The following is a 15632-nucleotide window of genomic DNA, read 5'->3' as shown; positions in this document are numbered from 1 at the left end:
CTATACAATAAAAGTGTTGTATTAATTGTTACTGTTAGTGGGAAGAGTTTTTACTGTTAATGTGAATGAGTCCCTTTTTGATGTGCTGGTTCAGCATATATTTTCTGAATATGAAAGAGAAAAAATTCCCGAGATAAAGATCATACTTCCCTGCAAGAGGGATGTGATAGCATTGCTGAGTGCATTCAAGAATTACAGAACTATAATTTTGCCAGAGATAGTTTCACTAGAAAACATTGATGAAGAAGATTTAATATTAAATCTTGATAGAGTTAAAGTTATTAACCCGACAAAGAGAACGCTGCTACTCATTCAATTTATATTGGAGTGGAATAAAAAACACAATGATAGTTTTCCAATCGATCTAGTTTACAGTTTGCCGTCATTACTTCAATATACCCAAATAGCGGATTGTTATCAGCTTGATGAGCATTCGAAGAAAATGGAGAATTTCATAAACTTACTTATCAAAACTTGGAGTAACACTTTAAAAAATTTAGGAGTAGTAGATATACTAAAGCATAAGAGTGACTACATAAACAATATGATAGCCTCCCTGAAGAAAGATCAGCATATGATCTTTATTGGAATTGGAAAGGAGGAGATTTATAAGTTGTTGATTAAAGCTGTATACGACCTGCCATTTGGAAAGATAATTTTACCTAATCTGAATTTGAAAATTAAAGAGAAAGATTGGCAATCACTTGATAAAAAACATTATCAATATTGCCTGAAAGATCTGCTCGATTATTTAAGTATAGGCAGAGAGGATGTAAGTTTTCTGCCAGAAGCGTGTTCTGATGTCATTCCAGTGCCCAGACACTCGGATCCAGAAAACTTAACTTTAAATGAGTGCACCAGGTTGCTGTACAATAGAAACTGGATTCCAGTGTCAAGCACTGGAATGACATCATCTACTACTCAAATTACCTGCAAATTACAATGTTCGTACACTAAAAATCAGAGGGCTGGGATGACAGGCAGTCCTGAACTAGATTATGTCTTTGATACAACTGCCGATCTAAGTAAAGTTAGTAATGGATATATTGGCAATATTGAAGTCATCACTTGTGATTCCAGAGAGGAAGAAGCACAGGTGACGTCACTAATTATGGAGAATGAAGGTTATGAAAACGTTTCTTTGGTTGTTTTTGATAAATTACTTGCAGTTCGTATGGTGTGCCCCATATCGAAAAACTATTCTTATGTGACGCTTCTGCTTTATAGTATTGAGATTTTGAACTCAAAATGGAACGGTGTGGCATTGCTTTCTCTTCTTAAACATAGGCTAGTGACTTTTGGTTACGCTCAAGAAGAGTACACTCGTATTTTATCTGAGTTTGAGATAGAAGTATTGCGTAGCTTTGATATAAATGGTCTTAAGGATATTATCAACGCTATTAGTACTTGTAAAAAGCTAAGATATAAAGAAGATATATTAATTATTATCAGTAGATTAGAAACTATATTTAATCTTTTACTTAATCTTATAAATTATCCTATTTCTGATATAGCAGCAGCTCATTTACAGTGTGTTAATGTGCTTTCTAATGTGAATTTTCTAGAGCTAAATGGTGAAATAGGTAATTTTACTCGTGATTTCTTAAATGCATGTGACGGTATAGCAATTGAGTGTTCCTTAGAGTTATATAGTCAAATCCTGATATTATTTTTAAAAAGGAAGTTTTTTTCTCCAGAAAATAACTTTGATAAATTTAGCTTATATCAAAATAAAGTTGTAATACTTGCTGGATTTAATGATATACCAAATTTTCAGAATCCGTTTTTGAGTGCACTGAATAGAGAAAAATTTAACCTTCCTTCTGTGCAAGAAGAGCAAGGGTGCTTTTTGTATACTTTGCGCAATTTATTTGGTGCCGGCAAGGTTTATATTACGAGGCTAGTGAGTGATAGAAAATCAATTCTATTGCGCCGTTTGGAGGTTCTGTTACAAGAACCAAAATATCCTTATCGCAATTGGCTAAGAATATTAAATACACCTGAGTGCATTGTTCCATGTACTCAGCCTATGCCAAAACCTCAAGCCAAAGTCAGAGAAGAAAAAATGCAAGTGATGTCTTGCAGTGCGGTAGAAAAACTGATTCGTAACCCTTATTCATTTTATGTTGAATACATACTGAACCTTAGACAGTTGAAAGACTTAAATTTTAAGCCATCGATATTGGAGTTTGGCACTATGGTACACAATATTTTTGCAAGATATTTACGCAACGAAAAGTCGCTGATGAGTATTGCACGAGAAATATTCTCGTCTAATCGATTCCACTTTTCAAATATGTGGTGGGTAAGGTTGCAGAGGATAATTCAATCTTTTGTTGAGTTTGATAGGACTGGAAACAATCAAGTTGAGTTGGAGAAGAGCTTTTCCTATCCGATATTTCATATTCCAGCGCGTGACACACAACTGCGCGGATGCTGTACAACTTCCACTAAGAATAAGGGTGTCATCCCAGTGCTTGACTACTTGGATCCAGAAAATTTGATTGCAAATGAACACACCAGACAATTGTGTAATAAGAGCTGGTCAGATACTCGAATGACAGAAGAAATTTTATTGACAGCAAGATGTGATAGAGTTGAGTATCTACCAGGTGGGCAAGTAGCAATTATAGACTATAAACTTGGTTCACCACCTTCCAATGAGGAAGTTATGTCAGGATTTTTCCCGCAATTAATTTTACAAGCTTTAGCAGTGGAATACACAACAAAAAAAGAAGTCTCGGAGCTTGCTTATTGGAAACTTGATTATGATAAAATAAAGGTTATTGCTTTGAAAGATTATAGACAAAAAATGCATGAATTTCAGAATATTCTACCAGATTTCTTATCTAATTATTTAAGAGATACTACTCCCTTCATTGCCTCTCCTTATTTTGATAAATTCCTGAGATTTAACATCTACAAACAACTAGAAAGGATAGGGGAGTGGTTATAAATTATATCTCCTCTCATCCAGATCAAAATAGCTGGTTGTACAGCTGGTTTACTAAGTGCAGTAGGAGAATTACTAGATTGTGATATAGACACATCTTTGCTAGACTCAAACAACCATAAAAAAACACTAAAAAGTGATTCAATCAATTTTAGCCATTAAAACTTGAATAGTGGCTAAAATAGCTTTAAATTGTATATTTATTTTAGGAGGGGTATATGCCATCACAAAAACAGCTAAATGCGCAGCTAATTGATGCTGCTAAAAAAGGACAGCTAGATTTTGTTCAGCAAGCTATACAGGGTGGAGCAATTATTAATACAATAGATGATGATTATGGGAGAACTGCTTTAATATGGGCTGCTGACAATGGTCAACTAGAGATATTACAATACTTGATAGAAGAGGGAGCAAATGTTAATGCAGAATCTCCGGGAAACATAACTGCTCTAATTCATGCTGCTGCCCATGGTCATCTTGAGGTAGTACAACTTCTAATAGCAAATGGAGCTGATTTAAATGTGAAACGTAAAGGTCAATTCTCTGCCCTAACATATGCTATTGTAAATGGCCATACGGAGATAGCAAAGCTTCTAACTAGATATCATTTAGTAGCTAATCTTGATATGTCAATACCTCGCTTGCCTCTTCCTACTTGTATACCAGAGTTATCATCTTATTGGTATGACTGTAAGGATGAGCTCAATAAAATGAAGGAAGAAGATAGTGAATTATATAATTTTCTTGTAAGTAAGAGAATTAATGAACAGGTAAGAATTTGGACAGAGAGTGAGACAATACGAAATATTTCACAAGATAGATTAAATATAGAATACTCAATCTATGCTAAAGATTTAACAGGTAAAATAGAATTAGTGATATTTTTTCTTAACAACAGGGAAATAATCAATTCTTTATCGCGGTATTATAAGGTAAGAATTCAAACAATTGATCAGGTAAAAAGGCTACTTGATCGTTTCACAAGAGAACATGTAGAGCTTGAAGTAGAAATTGTTCCAGCACAATTAAACTTTAATACTCAAGAGTTACAACCCCCTAAACTAAAAACATTATCATTTGCACAAATGATTAACAATCATGCAGGATTATTTTCAGCTGCCAAAAATGGTCAATTAGAAACAGTAAGATACCTGATAGAAAAACAGAAAGAAGATATTAATTCAACAGATCACTATGGAAGAACTGCTCTAATGTGGGCTGCTGGAAGTGGCTATTTAGAGGTAGTACAGTACCTGATAGAAACAGCAAAAGCAAATGTTAATGTGAAAGATGGCTATGAAAACACTGCTCTGAATTATGCTACTAGAAACGGGCATTTAGATGTAAAAGAATATCTGAAAGGTTACATACAAAAAGAACTGCGGAAGAAATACGTCTGCATTGGCGTGAGTGGTGCAATAGGTTATGTTGCAGGTATGACAATATCATGTTCTGCGGGAGCAGCGATTGCAGTTTGTGCAGCATCAGCTACCATTAGTCTAGCGTTAGGTGCAATTTTTGGTTATACAGTTGTAGAAGTAAAAAAAGAGAAAGCAAACACAGGTATAGCTTCTGCGCTTAAAGATGTTTTCACTATTCAAGCTCTAAGTAGAATAGCCTTATAGAGAGTGAAAGTAGGTTTATTGCTTAAGGTTGCATGATTGCCTTAATAACAATAAAAAAATAATAGAAGCAAAAGATATGGCTTGAAAGTTTTCTAAGGTTTTCACTAAAAATGTCTCAACTTGACACTGAAATACAATTTGATTTAACTAATCATATATGTAGGTAATGTCAAACACTAGAATGAGGAAATATGGATAAAAAAGTTAGAATAGAATCAGATAGCTTAGGAGAAGTAAAAGTACCAAGTGAACATTACTGGGGAGCGCAGACTCAGCGTTCTTTGGAAAATTTCAAAATTGGTACAGAGAAAATGCCAGAGCCCCTGATTAAAGCGCTAGCAATAGTAAAACTTGCAGCAGCACGTGTTAACATGAAGCAGGGTAGCATAGATAATAGAGTAGGGGATGCAATCTGCTCAGCTGCAAAGGAAATAATAGACGGTAAATTTAATAATCAATTTCCACTTGTTGTTTGGCAAACCGGGTCTGGGACGCAGACCAATATGAATGTGAATGAAGTGATCAGCAATCGTGCAATAGAAATTTTGGGCGGTGATTTAGGTAGTAAATCTCCAGTGCATCCAAATGATCATGTAAACTGTGGTCAGTCATCAAATGACACTTTTCCAACAGCAATGCATATAGCAGTAGCAGAACAAATAGACCGCTTGCTTATTCCCAATCTTGAAGAATTATATAAAGCGCTAAATAATAAGGTTCATGAATTTAAAGATATAATAAAAGTAGGGCGTACTCATCTGCAAGATGCAACTCCTCTAACACTTGGGCAGGAATTTTCTGGCTATGCAGTTCAGATTAAAAAGGGAATAGAGAGAGTAAAGTCAACTCTAAGCAATGTATATGAACTTGCACAAGGTGGCACTGCAGTTGGCACGGGAATCAATACTAAAAAGGGTTTTGCTGAGGATTTTGCTAAAGAAGTGGCAAAAATCACTAATTTTCCATTTATTTCAGCAAAAAATAAGTTTGAAGCACTAGCAGCAAATGATGCTTTAGTTGAGCTCAGTGGAGCACTCAATACAGTAGCAGTAAGCTTGATGAAAATTGCAAATGATATAAGGTTACTTGGTTCTGGTCCAAGATGTGGAATTGGAGAAATAATGTTACCAGAAAATGAGCCTGGCTCTTCAATCATGCCGGGTAAGGTGAATCCAACTCAATGCGAAGCAGTGACTATGGTATGTGCTCAAGTTATGGGAAATCATGTTGCAGTGACAATTGGTGGCTCAAATGGTCACTTTGAATTGAACGTGTTTAAGCCGGTGATAATTTACAATGTTTTGCAGTCTATAAGACTTTTAGCTGATACAAGTTTAAATTTTGCAGAGAAATGCGTAGTTGATATTAAAGCAAACGAAGAAAGAATAAAGGATTTACTAAATCAGTCGTTAATGCTAGTTACTATATTAAATACGCATATAGGATATGACAATGCAGCAAAAATAGCGAAGCTTGCTTATAAAGAAAATATCACTCTAAAAGAAGCAGCAGCAAAACTTCAACTGCTCACTGAGGAGGAGTTTGAAAGGATAGTGAAACCAGAGGAGATGGTAGGTTAAACTACCACCTTTTTTAGGGTTCTGTCGCATTTGTAGGGAAGTAGAAAGAAGAATGATATAATTGTCTAAAAAAAAAAGCAAAGATGTTTCGTATCAATCAAAAATTGTTGCCATATTTCAAAGGATTTAGCTTTTCAGCGGATGTTATCTGTATACATGAAATGTCGATTCTCTTTGAGCTATCGAGATTTGGAAGAAATGATGAGTATAAGGGGAGCAAAATGCTACGTTACAAAGGTGGGTTATCACCACTGATAGATGAGGCAGTAAGGAAAAGAAAGAAGCAGGTTGGTAGTAGTTGGAGAGACTTACATTAAATTAAACGGTAAATGGGTTTATTTATATACTGTAGACTTGTGTGTTAGTAGAGACAAGTCTGCAGCACTTGCATTCTTTCGTAAAGCCTTCAGGAGTAACTATCTTCCTGAGAAAATTGTAATTGATAAAAGCGGCAGTAATACTGCTGCTCTTGATGATTTGAATGCAGAAATTTCTGAAGATTACAGTTCTTCAAATAAAATATCTAAATAATATTGTTGATAGATTTATCAAAAAACTAATAAAGCCAATGCTTGGGTTTAAAAGCTTCCATTCCGCAAAAGACCTGCTGCGAATCAAGCGATAAAAAGAAGGAAAGGAGGGTGACTAAAATGAAGGTTAACTAAAAGGCGTGCTTAAGATTTACAATACCAGCAATAAGGGAGTGTTAAATAAACTGTGTCAAATCGCATTTTTAGTTCAACTCAATTTTCAATCTGCCAGGAAAGAAAACATCAAGTTGAGAGATAGTTAATGCCCAATCATGTACAGGCATCGTCCACTTTTCCTCTGCCTTCTTTATAGCACAATATACCTGCTTATACAAGGCATTTATGCTGGTAAATGAGCCTTTGGTCTTAGTGAATTTCCTAATTTGCCTATGTAGCCCCTCTATGGGATTGGTGGTGTAGATTACCCTTCTGACTGGGCCTGAATACTTAAAATAACCAGATAAATTCTCCCAATTGTTTTGCCAAAACCATAGGATACTTTGCACCCCATTTTTCATCCAATTCCAACAGATAATTCTCGGCAATTTCCTTGCTTGAAGCTTGATATACCTTCTTTAAATCGCTCAAAAAACTCTTCGCATCTTTACTGGCCACATACTTCAGTGAGTTGCGTATCTGATGCACTATACACATCTGCACTTCCGCATTAGGAAAGACACTGTTTATAGCTGCAGGAAAGCTTTTCAGCCCATCAACGCAGGCAATAAGGATATCTTCTACTCCTCTTTCTTTGAGGTCATTTAGCACTCCCAACCAGAACTTCACTTTCAGCCAAATAAAAACCTAATACTTCTTTTTTGCCATTTTGCTAATATGTTATACATACATTTGCTTACACAATGCCCGTCCTCCTTGACCTTAAAAAACCATGAACACTATCGGATATACAGATTGCAGCGGACGACTGCGCCATTCGTTGATTACTGGTAGCAATTTGTCAGTAATACTTGATATCTCTGCTGCAGATATTTTATATTTCTTCTACATGCGATGCTATATCCCATGCCACTGGCATATGTACTTAAAACCTTTGCTTCAAGTTCGGTTGTTTGCCTTTTTCTGACTACTTGTAGCTCGAAACTTCCTTCTCTATCTCTTGGTGTCAATAGTTCAAATACTTGTCCGTAAAGTCTTTGAATTTCTTCGGTTGTTTTCTTCGCTTTCAGCCGACAAATGGTTTTCTATCTCGCCTTCCCTCTAGCAGTTTTTTTATAAATGGTGTTAATGCTCCATCTCTTCCTGTCAATGGTCTTCCTTCTCGTATAGATGATAAGATATTTGTTTCTAATTCTTTATAGTCTACCAAACCGGTAGTTGTGTTTGCTTGACTCATTGTCAAACCTCCATTTTTTTATCAATTTATTACTTTACTTCTCGGTTTGACACAGTTTATTTAACACTCCCTTGGAACCTGGACAAACTGTTATCCTTGATAATGCTACTTTTCATAAGTCTAATAAGATTTGCTAAAGGAGTTGGTGCAGAAATTTTATATCTTCCTCCATATTCTCCAGATTTTAACAAAATTGAACATTATTGGTTTGCTATAAAAAACAGAACCAGGAAAAACATTCCTTTATTCAAATCTTTTCGTCATGCTGTCGATTCTTCTTTCTTATGACCTTTTTGGACTATTATGGGAAGGGCTATAATTTTGTGATTATAACCTCCATTTCCAAGTTTTTTTGACTGAAAATCTCCTGTTTCTTTTCTTCTTTGCTGCCACTCCCATAACGTAGTTCTTCCAATTTTAAATCTTGCTGCCACCGTTTCCCTGCTTTCTCCTTCTTCTAGTGCTTCCATTGCTTTTTTTATAACTATATGCTGCTGGCATCCTTACCTTCACTACTATAAAACCTTATTTTACCTCGTTTGGACTATTATGAAAAGAGCTATACTTCTCGGTTTGACACAGTTTATTTAACACTCCCGAGAAATAAGATTATGCTATTTTTTTAATGAAATTTCTTGAGTGGTAGATTATTTTTTACAGCTCTAGCTGAGGTAGCTGTCACTACCTGAAATGTAACAAATAAAATACCAATCTTAAATATTGCTATATTTCACGATAGTTTCTCAACTTGACGCACATGCTTTTGGAACATTCTCATTTGTCAAATAGTTTCTGGCATGCTACACAATCTGTAATGCAGGTTTTAACTTACTTTTACGCAATATTGATCATTCTTGAAAAGCAATCTAACATTTTCTATTCCTTGATTACGAAGCTTTGATGCAGCTGATTTAGCTACTTGAGCGTTTACAAAAAATGCTACATATCCCTTACTTTCTGCATTGTTTTGTTTTGGGTGACGTTTCTGCATTTCTTTTTCATATTGCCTTTTGTAATGAGGAGTATTTTGTATCAATTGTTCTGACCTCTTTCTTAAGTACTCGACTTTTACCTTCGCAAGCCCAGACTTATGAAGTCCTAAAACTTGTGCTGCTTTTTCTGACAAGTCTATTATTCTACCTTCAACAAATGGCCCTCTATCATTAACTCTTATAACAAGCTTTCTTCCATTTTCTAAATTAGTAACACGAACAAAGCAGGGTAGGGGCAAGGTCTTATGTGCTGCAGAAATCAAGTGACGATTAAACACTTCACCGTTGGCTGTAATTGTGCCATGATCTTCTATTCCATACCACGATGCTATTCCTACTTCTTCGTAACAGCTACAGTATTTTGGGTGGTAGGTGATACCATTTATTGTATAGCTATTGCCAATTTTATAATGACCTGCAGTGTGATTACACCTATTGCTAAAACTACAACTACTCATCAAAACGAATATTAGACATAGAAAGGCTAGTTTTTTTATCATTGTACTTAGTGAAATGGTTCGATACCATGAGGATTTTAAATTATACTATAATAAATTTAGTAATAAGTAAACGTCTACTGCCAAATATGCACAGCACTAAAAAAGGTTCTGTCGCATCTATAAACCATAGGAAAGAAGATCATTCTATGGTCCTGTGAATAAAATAATATTGGCTACTGATAAGAATAGAAAACTTAGTTATTATTTTAGTGATATAGGAAGCTATATTGAATTTTTCAATTATTTGAACATAATAAGGGCTGATGTTGTATACGAAGCTGGCTATGACAGCGTTCCTGAGCAAATAAAGCTAGGTATTATGCAGCATGTTTCTGCTCTCTATAAAAATCGTGAATCAGAAGTAAGTAGCCATTTATCTGAGGTAAAGAAGGTGTATTCTCCATTTCGCGAACCAAAGGTTGTTTTGTAGTTCCTGTTTGTCATTCAATAGCAGATACAACAGATGGTGTCATACCAGTACTTGGATCAAGATTGCGAGTAATGAATTGGGTTTTGTGAGTATGGGTTTTGCATTATAGAATGAAGTGTTTTTGGTTAAGAAAACTGGATTCCAGTGCTTACTGTACAAAAATTGTAACTTAATTCCATAAAGGAAGGTGTCATCCCAGTACTGGGATCCAGGAAAATTGATTCTAAATGAGCAAACATTTTCAATAAAATGACCAACAAGAAAAATAGTTAGGTAAAGCTGGATCCCAGTACTGGGATGACAAGAAAGAGCTACTGGAACGACATCATTATAAAGTGAACCAGTGTCTGGGGATGGGATGACATCTTCTTGACAGATAATGTTCGTACAGTAAGCACTAGGATGATACCATCTGTTGTACCTGCAAATTGCAATCTTCGTAACCGTATCTGTGAGATGGAAAAAATTCAAATTATAAATGAGTTGTATAATAGTATTTATGCAGCATTAAAAGCAAACTCTGATTTAAAGAAATATGTTACTAACATCTATGATTACCTGCCTAAGCAGGTTACTATTCCTTATCTGAGATTGTGCATAGTAAATTATGTTAACCTGCATATGCTATCTAATTTTGCTACAAAAGTAAGATTTTCATGCGACATATATACTTATCATATAAGCAGCATGCTTGCTGCTATAAAGCATGTTAGCTTGGTGGTAAAGAGCATTAGTAGTGAGACCATTTTTGAAAGTAATTGTGCTATGAATCAGCATGATGAAGTTTTACATTCAACAATTAATTTTGATATTTTAATACAAGGAGGTAGCGATGAGCAAATTACAGCTGAAAATTAAAGGTCATGACAATAATTTTGTTGTGCTGAATAATATACGAAACTTAAGGTTTACTTTGCGTAATAACAAAGAGGAGATGAAAGATATTTCCTCTTTTGGCTGGAGAAAAGTGCTTGATTGTGTTGGAAGTAGAAAGATTACAATAAAAATTAATGGCATTTTAAATTCAGTATTGGCTGATGAATTATTGCGTAATTCTGCAATGTTAAACTCTAATAATGATTATGAGATTAGTTTTAATGCTAAGGAGAAGATAAAACTCAGGTGTTCGGTTGAATTGTATGAGAGATATTATGATCCTGCCACTTTTGACAGCTTCACTGTAGTTTTAGCCAGTGCTGAAGTTGTGAACACTTTTCATTAGTGTTAATTTAATTTTTTCATATACAATAATAATAAGTGGGAATAAATTAAAAAAAAATTATGAACGATGAGGATCTTTTCGAAGAAGGCGATGATAATGTTGAAGAGAATAGCGATGACAGAAGAGAAAGGAATTTGAAGAATGAAAATCAGCTTGAAGAGCAGTGCAAAGAGTATTTAAAACCTTTCGAGGATATTTTAAGTCAAATTGATGAAGGAGTTGATAATTTAGATAGTTACGAAAGGACTATGCAAGTAAAGCGAAGTATAGATAGGCTCATAGAAACCTTATATAGCCAAGCAGCATCTGAGGATATTGATGTAGAACTTGAAACCACAAAGCACACTCGCGATAAATCAGAATCCAAGAAAAGAGTTCTGGAAAAGAGAAAGAAACAACTGATGGAAGAGATCTTAAGTTTTCAACAACAAAAGGAGCTAATGAATAGTAGGGAAAAACATGAAGTAGCAAGTGATGGGGATGTTCAGAAGGCAAAAGCACGAGTGAAGTCTTCAATTAGGGGGGTGTTGTTTTCAGTTATTGCTCATAGAATGGATCCACGAAGGAGGGCAGGGGAAACTGCTGATGACAATGAAAAGCAAGCTCGTATGTACGGTAGAGAAGCATTTGGTGGAGTTTTAGGTGGATTATTCAAGGCGTTTTTAACTGCAGTTGCTGCTGTTGTGCGCGAAATTGCTAAACCACTTCAACATATGAATACACAAGAGACGTCTTTTGCAAAACAAGTTGAAGAAAGCAGAAACCAGGATTCACAGAAAGGTCGATCTGTGTAGGTCAAAGTATAATTTCAAAAAAATTTTTGAAATCGTATGTACTAAACAATATCTACTCAACGCAAATTACAACAAACGCAGTAGCATAATCTTGATCATCACTTAGAGAAAGGTGTATCTTGTAGTCTTTCGAGATGAAATCCTTTGTGATAGCAAGATGTGGTTTTCCCCTGATATTACTGTATATTTCTATATCTTTCATTATAATTCCTTGGCTGAATCCAGTGCCTAGCGCTTTAACAAAAGCTTCCTTTGCAGCAAAGCGTTTAGCAAAATATTTTGCTCTTACTTCTTGGCTATTATATTTTTTGCTTATCTCTATCTCCTTCTTAGTATAGACTTTATTGAGAAATTTTTCCCCGTATTTTTGTGATATTCTCAATATTCTGGGTATATATACTATGTCAGTGCCAATACCGTATATCATTTTGTGCTAAAGCGATTTATTGCTTCTTCAACTTGTATTTCCTCTACCTTGCCAGTTGCTCTATTTTTTACTTCAACTATATTTGAAGTTACTGCTTTCTTTCCAATAATTATTTGCCATGGCAAGCCTATCAGATCCATTCTGGCAAATTTCACTCCTACACTTTCGTCTGTATCATCATAAAGCACTTCATCGCTTTTCAAAGCTTTGTATATTTTATCTGCAGCCTCCGTTACTTTTGTTTGTAAATTGATCAAACCAACTTTAAAAGGAGCTACTGCCTCTGGCCAGATAATTCCTTTATCATCATGGAAAGCTTCTATTATTGCGCCAACAAGCCTTGAAACTCCAATACCATACGAACCCATATGCATGTTAACATTTTTTCCATCTTGAGAAGTAACACTTGCCTTCATAGGTTTCGAATATTTATCACCAAAATAAAAAATATGCCCTATTTCAATACCCTTGCTAACATTTAACTGTTCTTGCGGTATAGGACAACTTTCAGGATCATGCATATCGTCTGCAACTGCATATATGCTCTTCAGACTTTCAATATCTTCACTCTCTAGCAGTTCAGAAAATTTATTGTCATAATATAAAGTGCTCTCACCGGTGCTTGCCAATATATGAAATTCATGACTTAAATTTCCTCCAATTGGTCCTGTATCTGCCCTCACTCCAATTGGAGTAAGTCCCATGCGTTTGAAGATTTTTATGTAAGTTTTATACATCAAATTATATGAATTCAGTGCACCTTCGTAATCTACATCAAAACTGTATGCATCCTTCATCAGAAATTCCCTGCCTCTCATAACGCCATAACGAGGTCTTACTTCGTCACGAAACTTCCACTGAATTTGATATAAACAAAGTGGTAAATCTTTGTAACTTTTTACCGTATTTCTAATCAAATCAGTTACCACCTCCTCATGTGTTGGACCAAAAAGCATATCGCTTTCATGCCTATCTTTAATACGTAGCATTTCTTTGCCGTAATCATCGTAACGTCCTGACTCTCGCCAAAGACTTGCTGGCTGCACACAAGGCATCAACACTTCAATTGCACCAATTTCATCTCTGATAATATTTTCAATATTTTTAAGTACCAAAAGACCAAGCGGCAGCCAAGAATAAATTCCAGATGCTGTCTGCTTGATTAAGCCCGCACGTAACAAATATTGATGAGAAATAATTTCAGCACCAGCCGGGGTTTCTTTTAAAGTTGGCAGATAATATTGAGATAAACGCATTTGATAAATCTGATTGTACTAAGTAATCTTAATACAATCAGGCCTGTAGGTAAACTTATTTTAAGAAGAGTGTACTACTTTCTCTTACCTCGATCTACGACACTTTGAACTTGAAATGGTTTTTGCACCTCACTATTCACTGAGTCAACATTATTTGCTTGTGCTGCAGGAGAAGCTTCAGATTTCGTTTGTAAACCAGCAGTCTTAGGCGGTACCAGTGGCTTACCTGCTTTTGGCACAGAATGTAACGGAGATGTAGGTTTAGATTTTTCATTATCATCAGATTCATGACCACTGTCAGGACTCTTGCTTCCTCTTTCATCTTCTGGTTGGGAGTTTGAAGGCGTAGGTTTTTTCCTGGATTTTGTCAGCTTTTTCTCTTTCGGTTTTTTCGATTTATCATTGCTCCAATCATCACTGTCACTGTGGTCAGAAACTTCACTTTCACTACTAGAAAGTTCTATTGCTAGTCTCCTCTTCAGGATATTAGCTATCTCATAATCATGACATTGAGCATTCCTCATTGTATGTTGCTTATTCTCTTGTATCGACTTCTCAATTCTTGCAGCGAGCTCTTCTCCTGTCTCTTGCTCAGCATTGCTCTTACTACTTTTAAACTCTTCCTTCAATTCATCTGAAAAATCTTGTGATTTCCCATCATTGTTATTACCTGGTGTCTTAGCATTTTTAAACTCATTGTTAACACGTTTCAACTTAACACCTCCTCCTCTTATCTGCGCAAACAGAGCAGAACGATCATGCTCAGATTCATTAGCCTTTTTCGGTGCACCATTCTTAGGTTTCTCCGTATACTTGGAAGCTGTAGGAGGAGGTGGTAGTGGTGCAGCATTTTGTGGCAATGGAGGAGGTGGTGGTGGCGGTGCACTGGGTGTTCCAGACATTACTGGAAATGATGGTGTAGGAGTATTGCTATGTTCAAGTTCTTTTGCTTTCTGTAAACTACTATCTTGTGATTGATTTTGACATACTTCGTTGTTTTGCTGTTGTACGTCGTCCTCTCCATCAATTGCTTTCCTTCGGCTTTTGAGCGTTTTGTTCAAATCAGCCATCAAATCTCCACTTCCTTGTTGCTTGCCACCTCCTGAGGGTATGGATTTATTAGTAGTATTATTCTTTAGAGTAGGTGGTGTCGGTACACTGGATGTTCTAAGCGCTACTGGAGGTGATGATGTATGAGTATTGCTGTGTTCAAGTCCTTTTGCTTTCTGTAAATCTTGTGATTGTTTTCTACCAGGATCAACTCCTTTCTCGCTGTTTATTGCAGAAAGGTGTGAATTGATAAGATATGCAGCTAAGCTCAACATAACCGATGCAGAAACAAAAGCAATAACTGTGAAAAGTACTGGATCACTTAGTGTTACTGAAATCGAAAGATATGTATATATACCAGCTGTAACACTAGATATACATAGCAACAAAGTAGCAATTGAATATTTTAAGGCAGCTGTCTTACTTATTCCAACTAAAGTATTAATCAAAATGGGAGTATCGATTTTTTGTTCTGTTGCAAGTTGAATAGGATTCTCAGATAGCCCTTTTTCTGATTGAGTACTATTGTTAGTTCCTGAAGGTTTGTTACTATTACCATTATCTTGTTGAGGACTCAAAACTCTAGGTGATACAGGCTTGGTAGTTGATATTCTATTTGGCTCACTCTGTCTAATATTGCTTCCTTTATCTGCAGTTTCGCCATTCGCATTGTTTGCTTCCTTGAATTTTGAATTATTTTTCAACTCTTCAAAAAGATTTGGATTAGAAACCTCAGATAGACCTCTTTTTAATTGAGTGCTATTGCTGGTTTTTGATGGAGTACTACCAAGAGTGTTTTCATTTTTATCGTTATTTTTCGCTGGCTTCCAATTTTTTCCCCAATCTGCAGGTGGTAGAGGTGGGGGTGGTAGCGGAGCTGATGATGGTGTGTTATTATTATTAGTAAGCATTTTTCTTC

13 protein-coding genes and 4 pseudogenes are annotated in these 15632 nt (G+C 35.6%); 9 read left to right on the top strand and 8 right to left on the bottom strand.

Annotated features, from left to right (window positions below):
- Positions 1 to 37: 37 nt before the first annotated feature.
- From OOL05_RS03105 to OOL05_RS03090, 4 genes and pseudogenes are all read left to right on the top strand, one after another.
- Complete coding sequence (locus OOL05_RS03105) at positions 38 to 2956, top strand: PD-(D/E)XK nuclease family protein (RefSeq protein WP_264730766.1); 2919 nt, start codon at positions 38 to 40, stop codon at positions 2954 to 2956.
- Between the two features lie 215 nt (positions 2957 to 3171).
- A complete protein-coding gene (locus OOL05_RS03100) occupies positions 3172 to 4578 on the top strand; it encodes an ankyrin repeat domain-containing protein (protein WP_264730764.1) in 1407 nt (468 codons plus the stop codon).
- Positions 4579 to 4769: 191 nt separating this feature from the next.
- The gene (fumC, locus tag OOL05_RS03095; RefSeq protein ID WP_010401666.1) at positions 4770 to 6158 is read left to right on the top strand and encodes a class II fumarate hydratase; all 1389 of its coding nucleotides are present in this window, start codon (positions 4770 to 4772) and stop codon (positions 6156 to 6158) included.
- 83 nt (positions 6159 to 6241) lie between these two features.
- Positions 6242 to 6756, top strand: a pseudogene (locus OOL05_RS03090) (IS6 family transposase); the annotation flags it as partial.
- 135 nt (positions 6757 to 6891) lie between these two features.
- Here OOL05_RS03090 and OOL05_RS03085 read toward each other — a convergent pair.
- The 3 genes and pseudogenes from OOL05_RS03085 to OOL05_RS06790 form a co-directional block, all read right to left on the bottom strand.
- A pseudogene (locus tag OOL05_RS03085) lies at positions 6892 to 7642 on the bottom strand (IS256 family transposase).
- Positions 7630 to 7815, bottom strand: a complete 186-nt coding sequence (locus tag OOL05_RS06795; protein ID WP_406721496.1) for a transposase — start codon at positions 7813 to 7815, stop codon at positions 7630 to 7632. Before OOL05_RS06795 ends, OOL05_RS03085 begins: the two are co-directional and overlap by 13 nt.
- Positions 7816 to 7871: 56 nt before the next feature.
- Positions 7872 to 8042: a hypothetical protein gene (locus OOL05_RS06790; protein WP_010401597.1), complete on the bottom strand. Its 171-nt coding sequence runs from the start codon at positions 8040 to 8042 to the stop codon at positions 7872 to 7874.
- Between the two features lie 59 nt (positions 8043 to 8101).
- Between OOL05_RS06790 and OOL05_RS03080 the strand changes: the two are divergent.
- A pseudogene (locus OOL05_RS03080) lies at positions 8102 to 8330 on the top strand (transposase); the annotation flags it as partial.
- A 29-nt stretch (positions 8331 to 8359) separates the two neighbouring features.
- On the opposite strand, the pseudogene OOL05_RS03075 reads toward OOL05_RS03080, so the two are convergent.
- A pseudogene (locus OOL05_RS03075) lies at positions 8360 to 8543 on the bottom strand (IS630-like element ISWpi11 family transposase); the annotation flags it as partial.
- Positions 8544 to 8865: 322 nt separating this feature from the next.
- Positions 8866 to 9534: a septal ring lytic transglycosylase RlpA family protein gene (locus OOL05_RS03070; RefSeq protein ID WP_012481726.1), complete on the bottom strand. Its 669-nt coding sequence runs from the start codon at positions 9532 to 9534 to the stop codon at positions 8866 to 8868.
- 154 nt (positions 9535 to 9688) lie between these two features.
- Here OOL05_RS03070 and OOL05_RS03065 point away from each other — a divergent pair, with 154 nt between their 5' ends.
- The 4 genes from OOL05_RS03065 to OOL05_RS03050 all read left to right on the top strand — a co-directional run bounded on the left by OOL05_RS03065 (position 9689) and on the right by OOL05_RS03050 (position 11980).
- Positions 9689 to 9964, top strand: a complete 276-nt coding sequence (locus OOL05_RS03065) for a head-tail connector protein (RefSeq protein ID WP_264730762.1) — start codon at positions 9689 to 9691, stop codon at positions 9962 to 9964.
- A 456-nt stretch (positions 9965 to 10420) separates the two neighbouring features.
- Positions 10421 to 10822, top strand: a complete 402-nt coding sequence (locus tag OOL05_RS03060) for a DUF3168 domain-containing protein (protein WP_264730806.1) — start codon at positions 10421 to 10423, stop codon at positions 10820 to 10822.
- Entirely contained in the window at positions 10797 to 11186 is a 390-nt protein-coding gene (locus OOL05_RS03055) for a phage tail protein (protein WP_264377753.1), read from the top strand. The genes OOL05_RS03060 and OOL05_RS03055 overlap by 26 nt, the downstream gene beginning before the upstream one ends.
- Positions 11187 to 11245: 59 nt before the next feature.
- Entirely contained in the window at positions 11246 to 11980 is a 735-nt protein-coding gene (locus OOL05_RS03050; protein ID WP_264730760.1) for a hypothetical protein, read from the top strand.
- Positions 11981 to 12032: 52 nt separating this feature from the next.
- On the opposite strand, the gene OOL05_RS03045 is transcribed toward OOL05_RS03050, so the two are convergent.
- The 3 genes from OOL05_RS03045 to OOL05_RS03035 all read right to left on the bottom strand — a co-directional run bounded on the left by OOL05_RS03045 (position 12033) and on the right by OOL05_RS03035 (position 15624).
- Positions 12033 to 12407: a holo-[acyl-carrier-protein] synthase gene (locus tag OOL05_RS03045; RefSeq protein WP_007302804.1), complete on the bottom strand. Its 375-nt coding sequence runs from the start codon at positions 12405 to 12407 to the stop codon at positions 12033 to 12035.
- On the bottom strand, positions 12404 to 13663 hold the full coding sequence (gene proS / locus OOL05_RS03040; RefSeq protein ID WP_264730759.1) for a proline--tRNA ligase: 1260 nt from the start codon (positions 13661 to 13663) through the stop codon (positions 12404 to 12406). Before proS ends, OOL05_RS03045 begins: the two co-directional genes overlap by 4 nt.
- A 74-nt stretch (positions 13664 to 13737) precedes the next feature.
- On the bottom strand, positions 13738 to 15624 hold the full coding sequence (locus OOL05_RS03035; protein WP_264730757.1) for a WH2 domain-containing protein: 1887 nt from the start codon (positions 15622 to 15624) through the stop codon (positions 13738 to 13740).
- Between the last annotated feature and the right edge of the window lie 8 nt (positions 15625 to 15632).

Source organism: Wolbachia endosymbiont (group B) of Episyrphus balteatus (assembly GCF_947250575.1).
In the GTDB taxonomy this organism is placed as follows: domain Bacteria; phylum Pseudomonadota; class Alphaproteobacteria; order Rickettsiales; family Anaplasmataceae; genus Wolbachia.
Note: the sequence above shows the minus strand (reverse complement) of the source record. Positions and strands in the feature narration are given on the sequence as shown.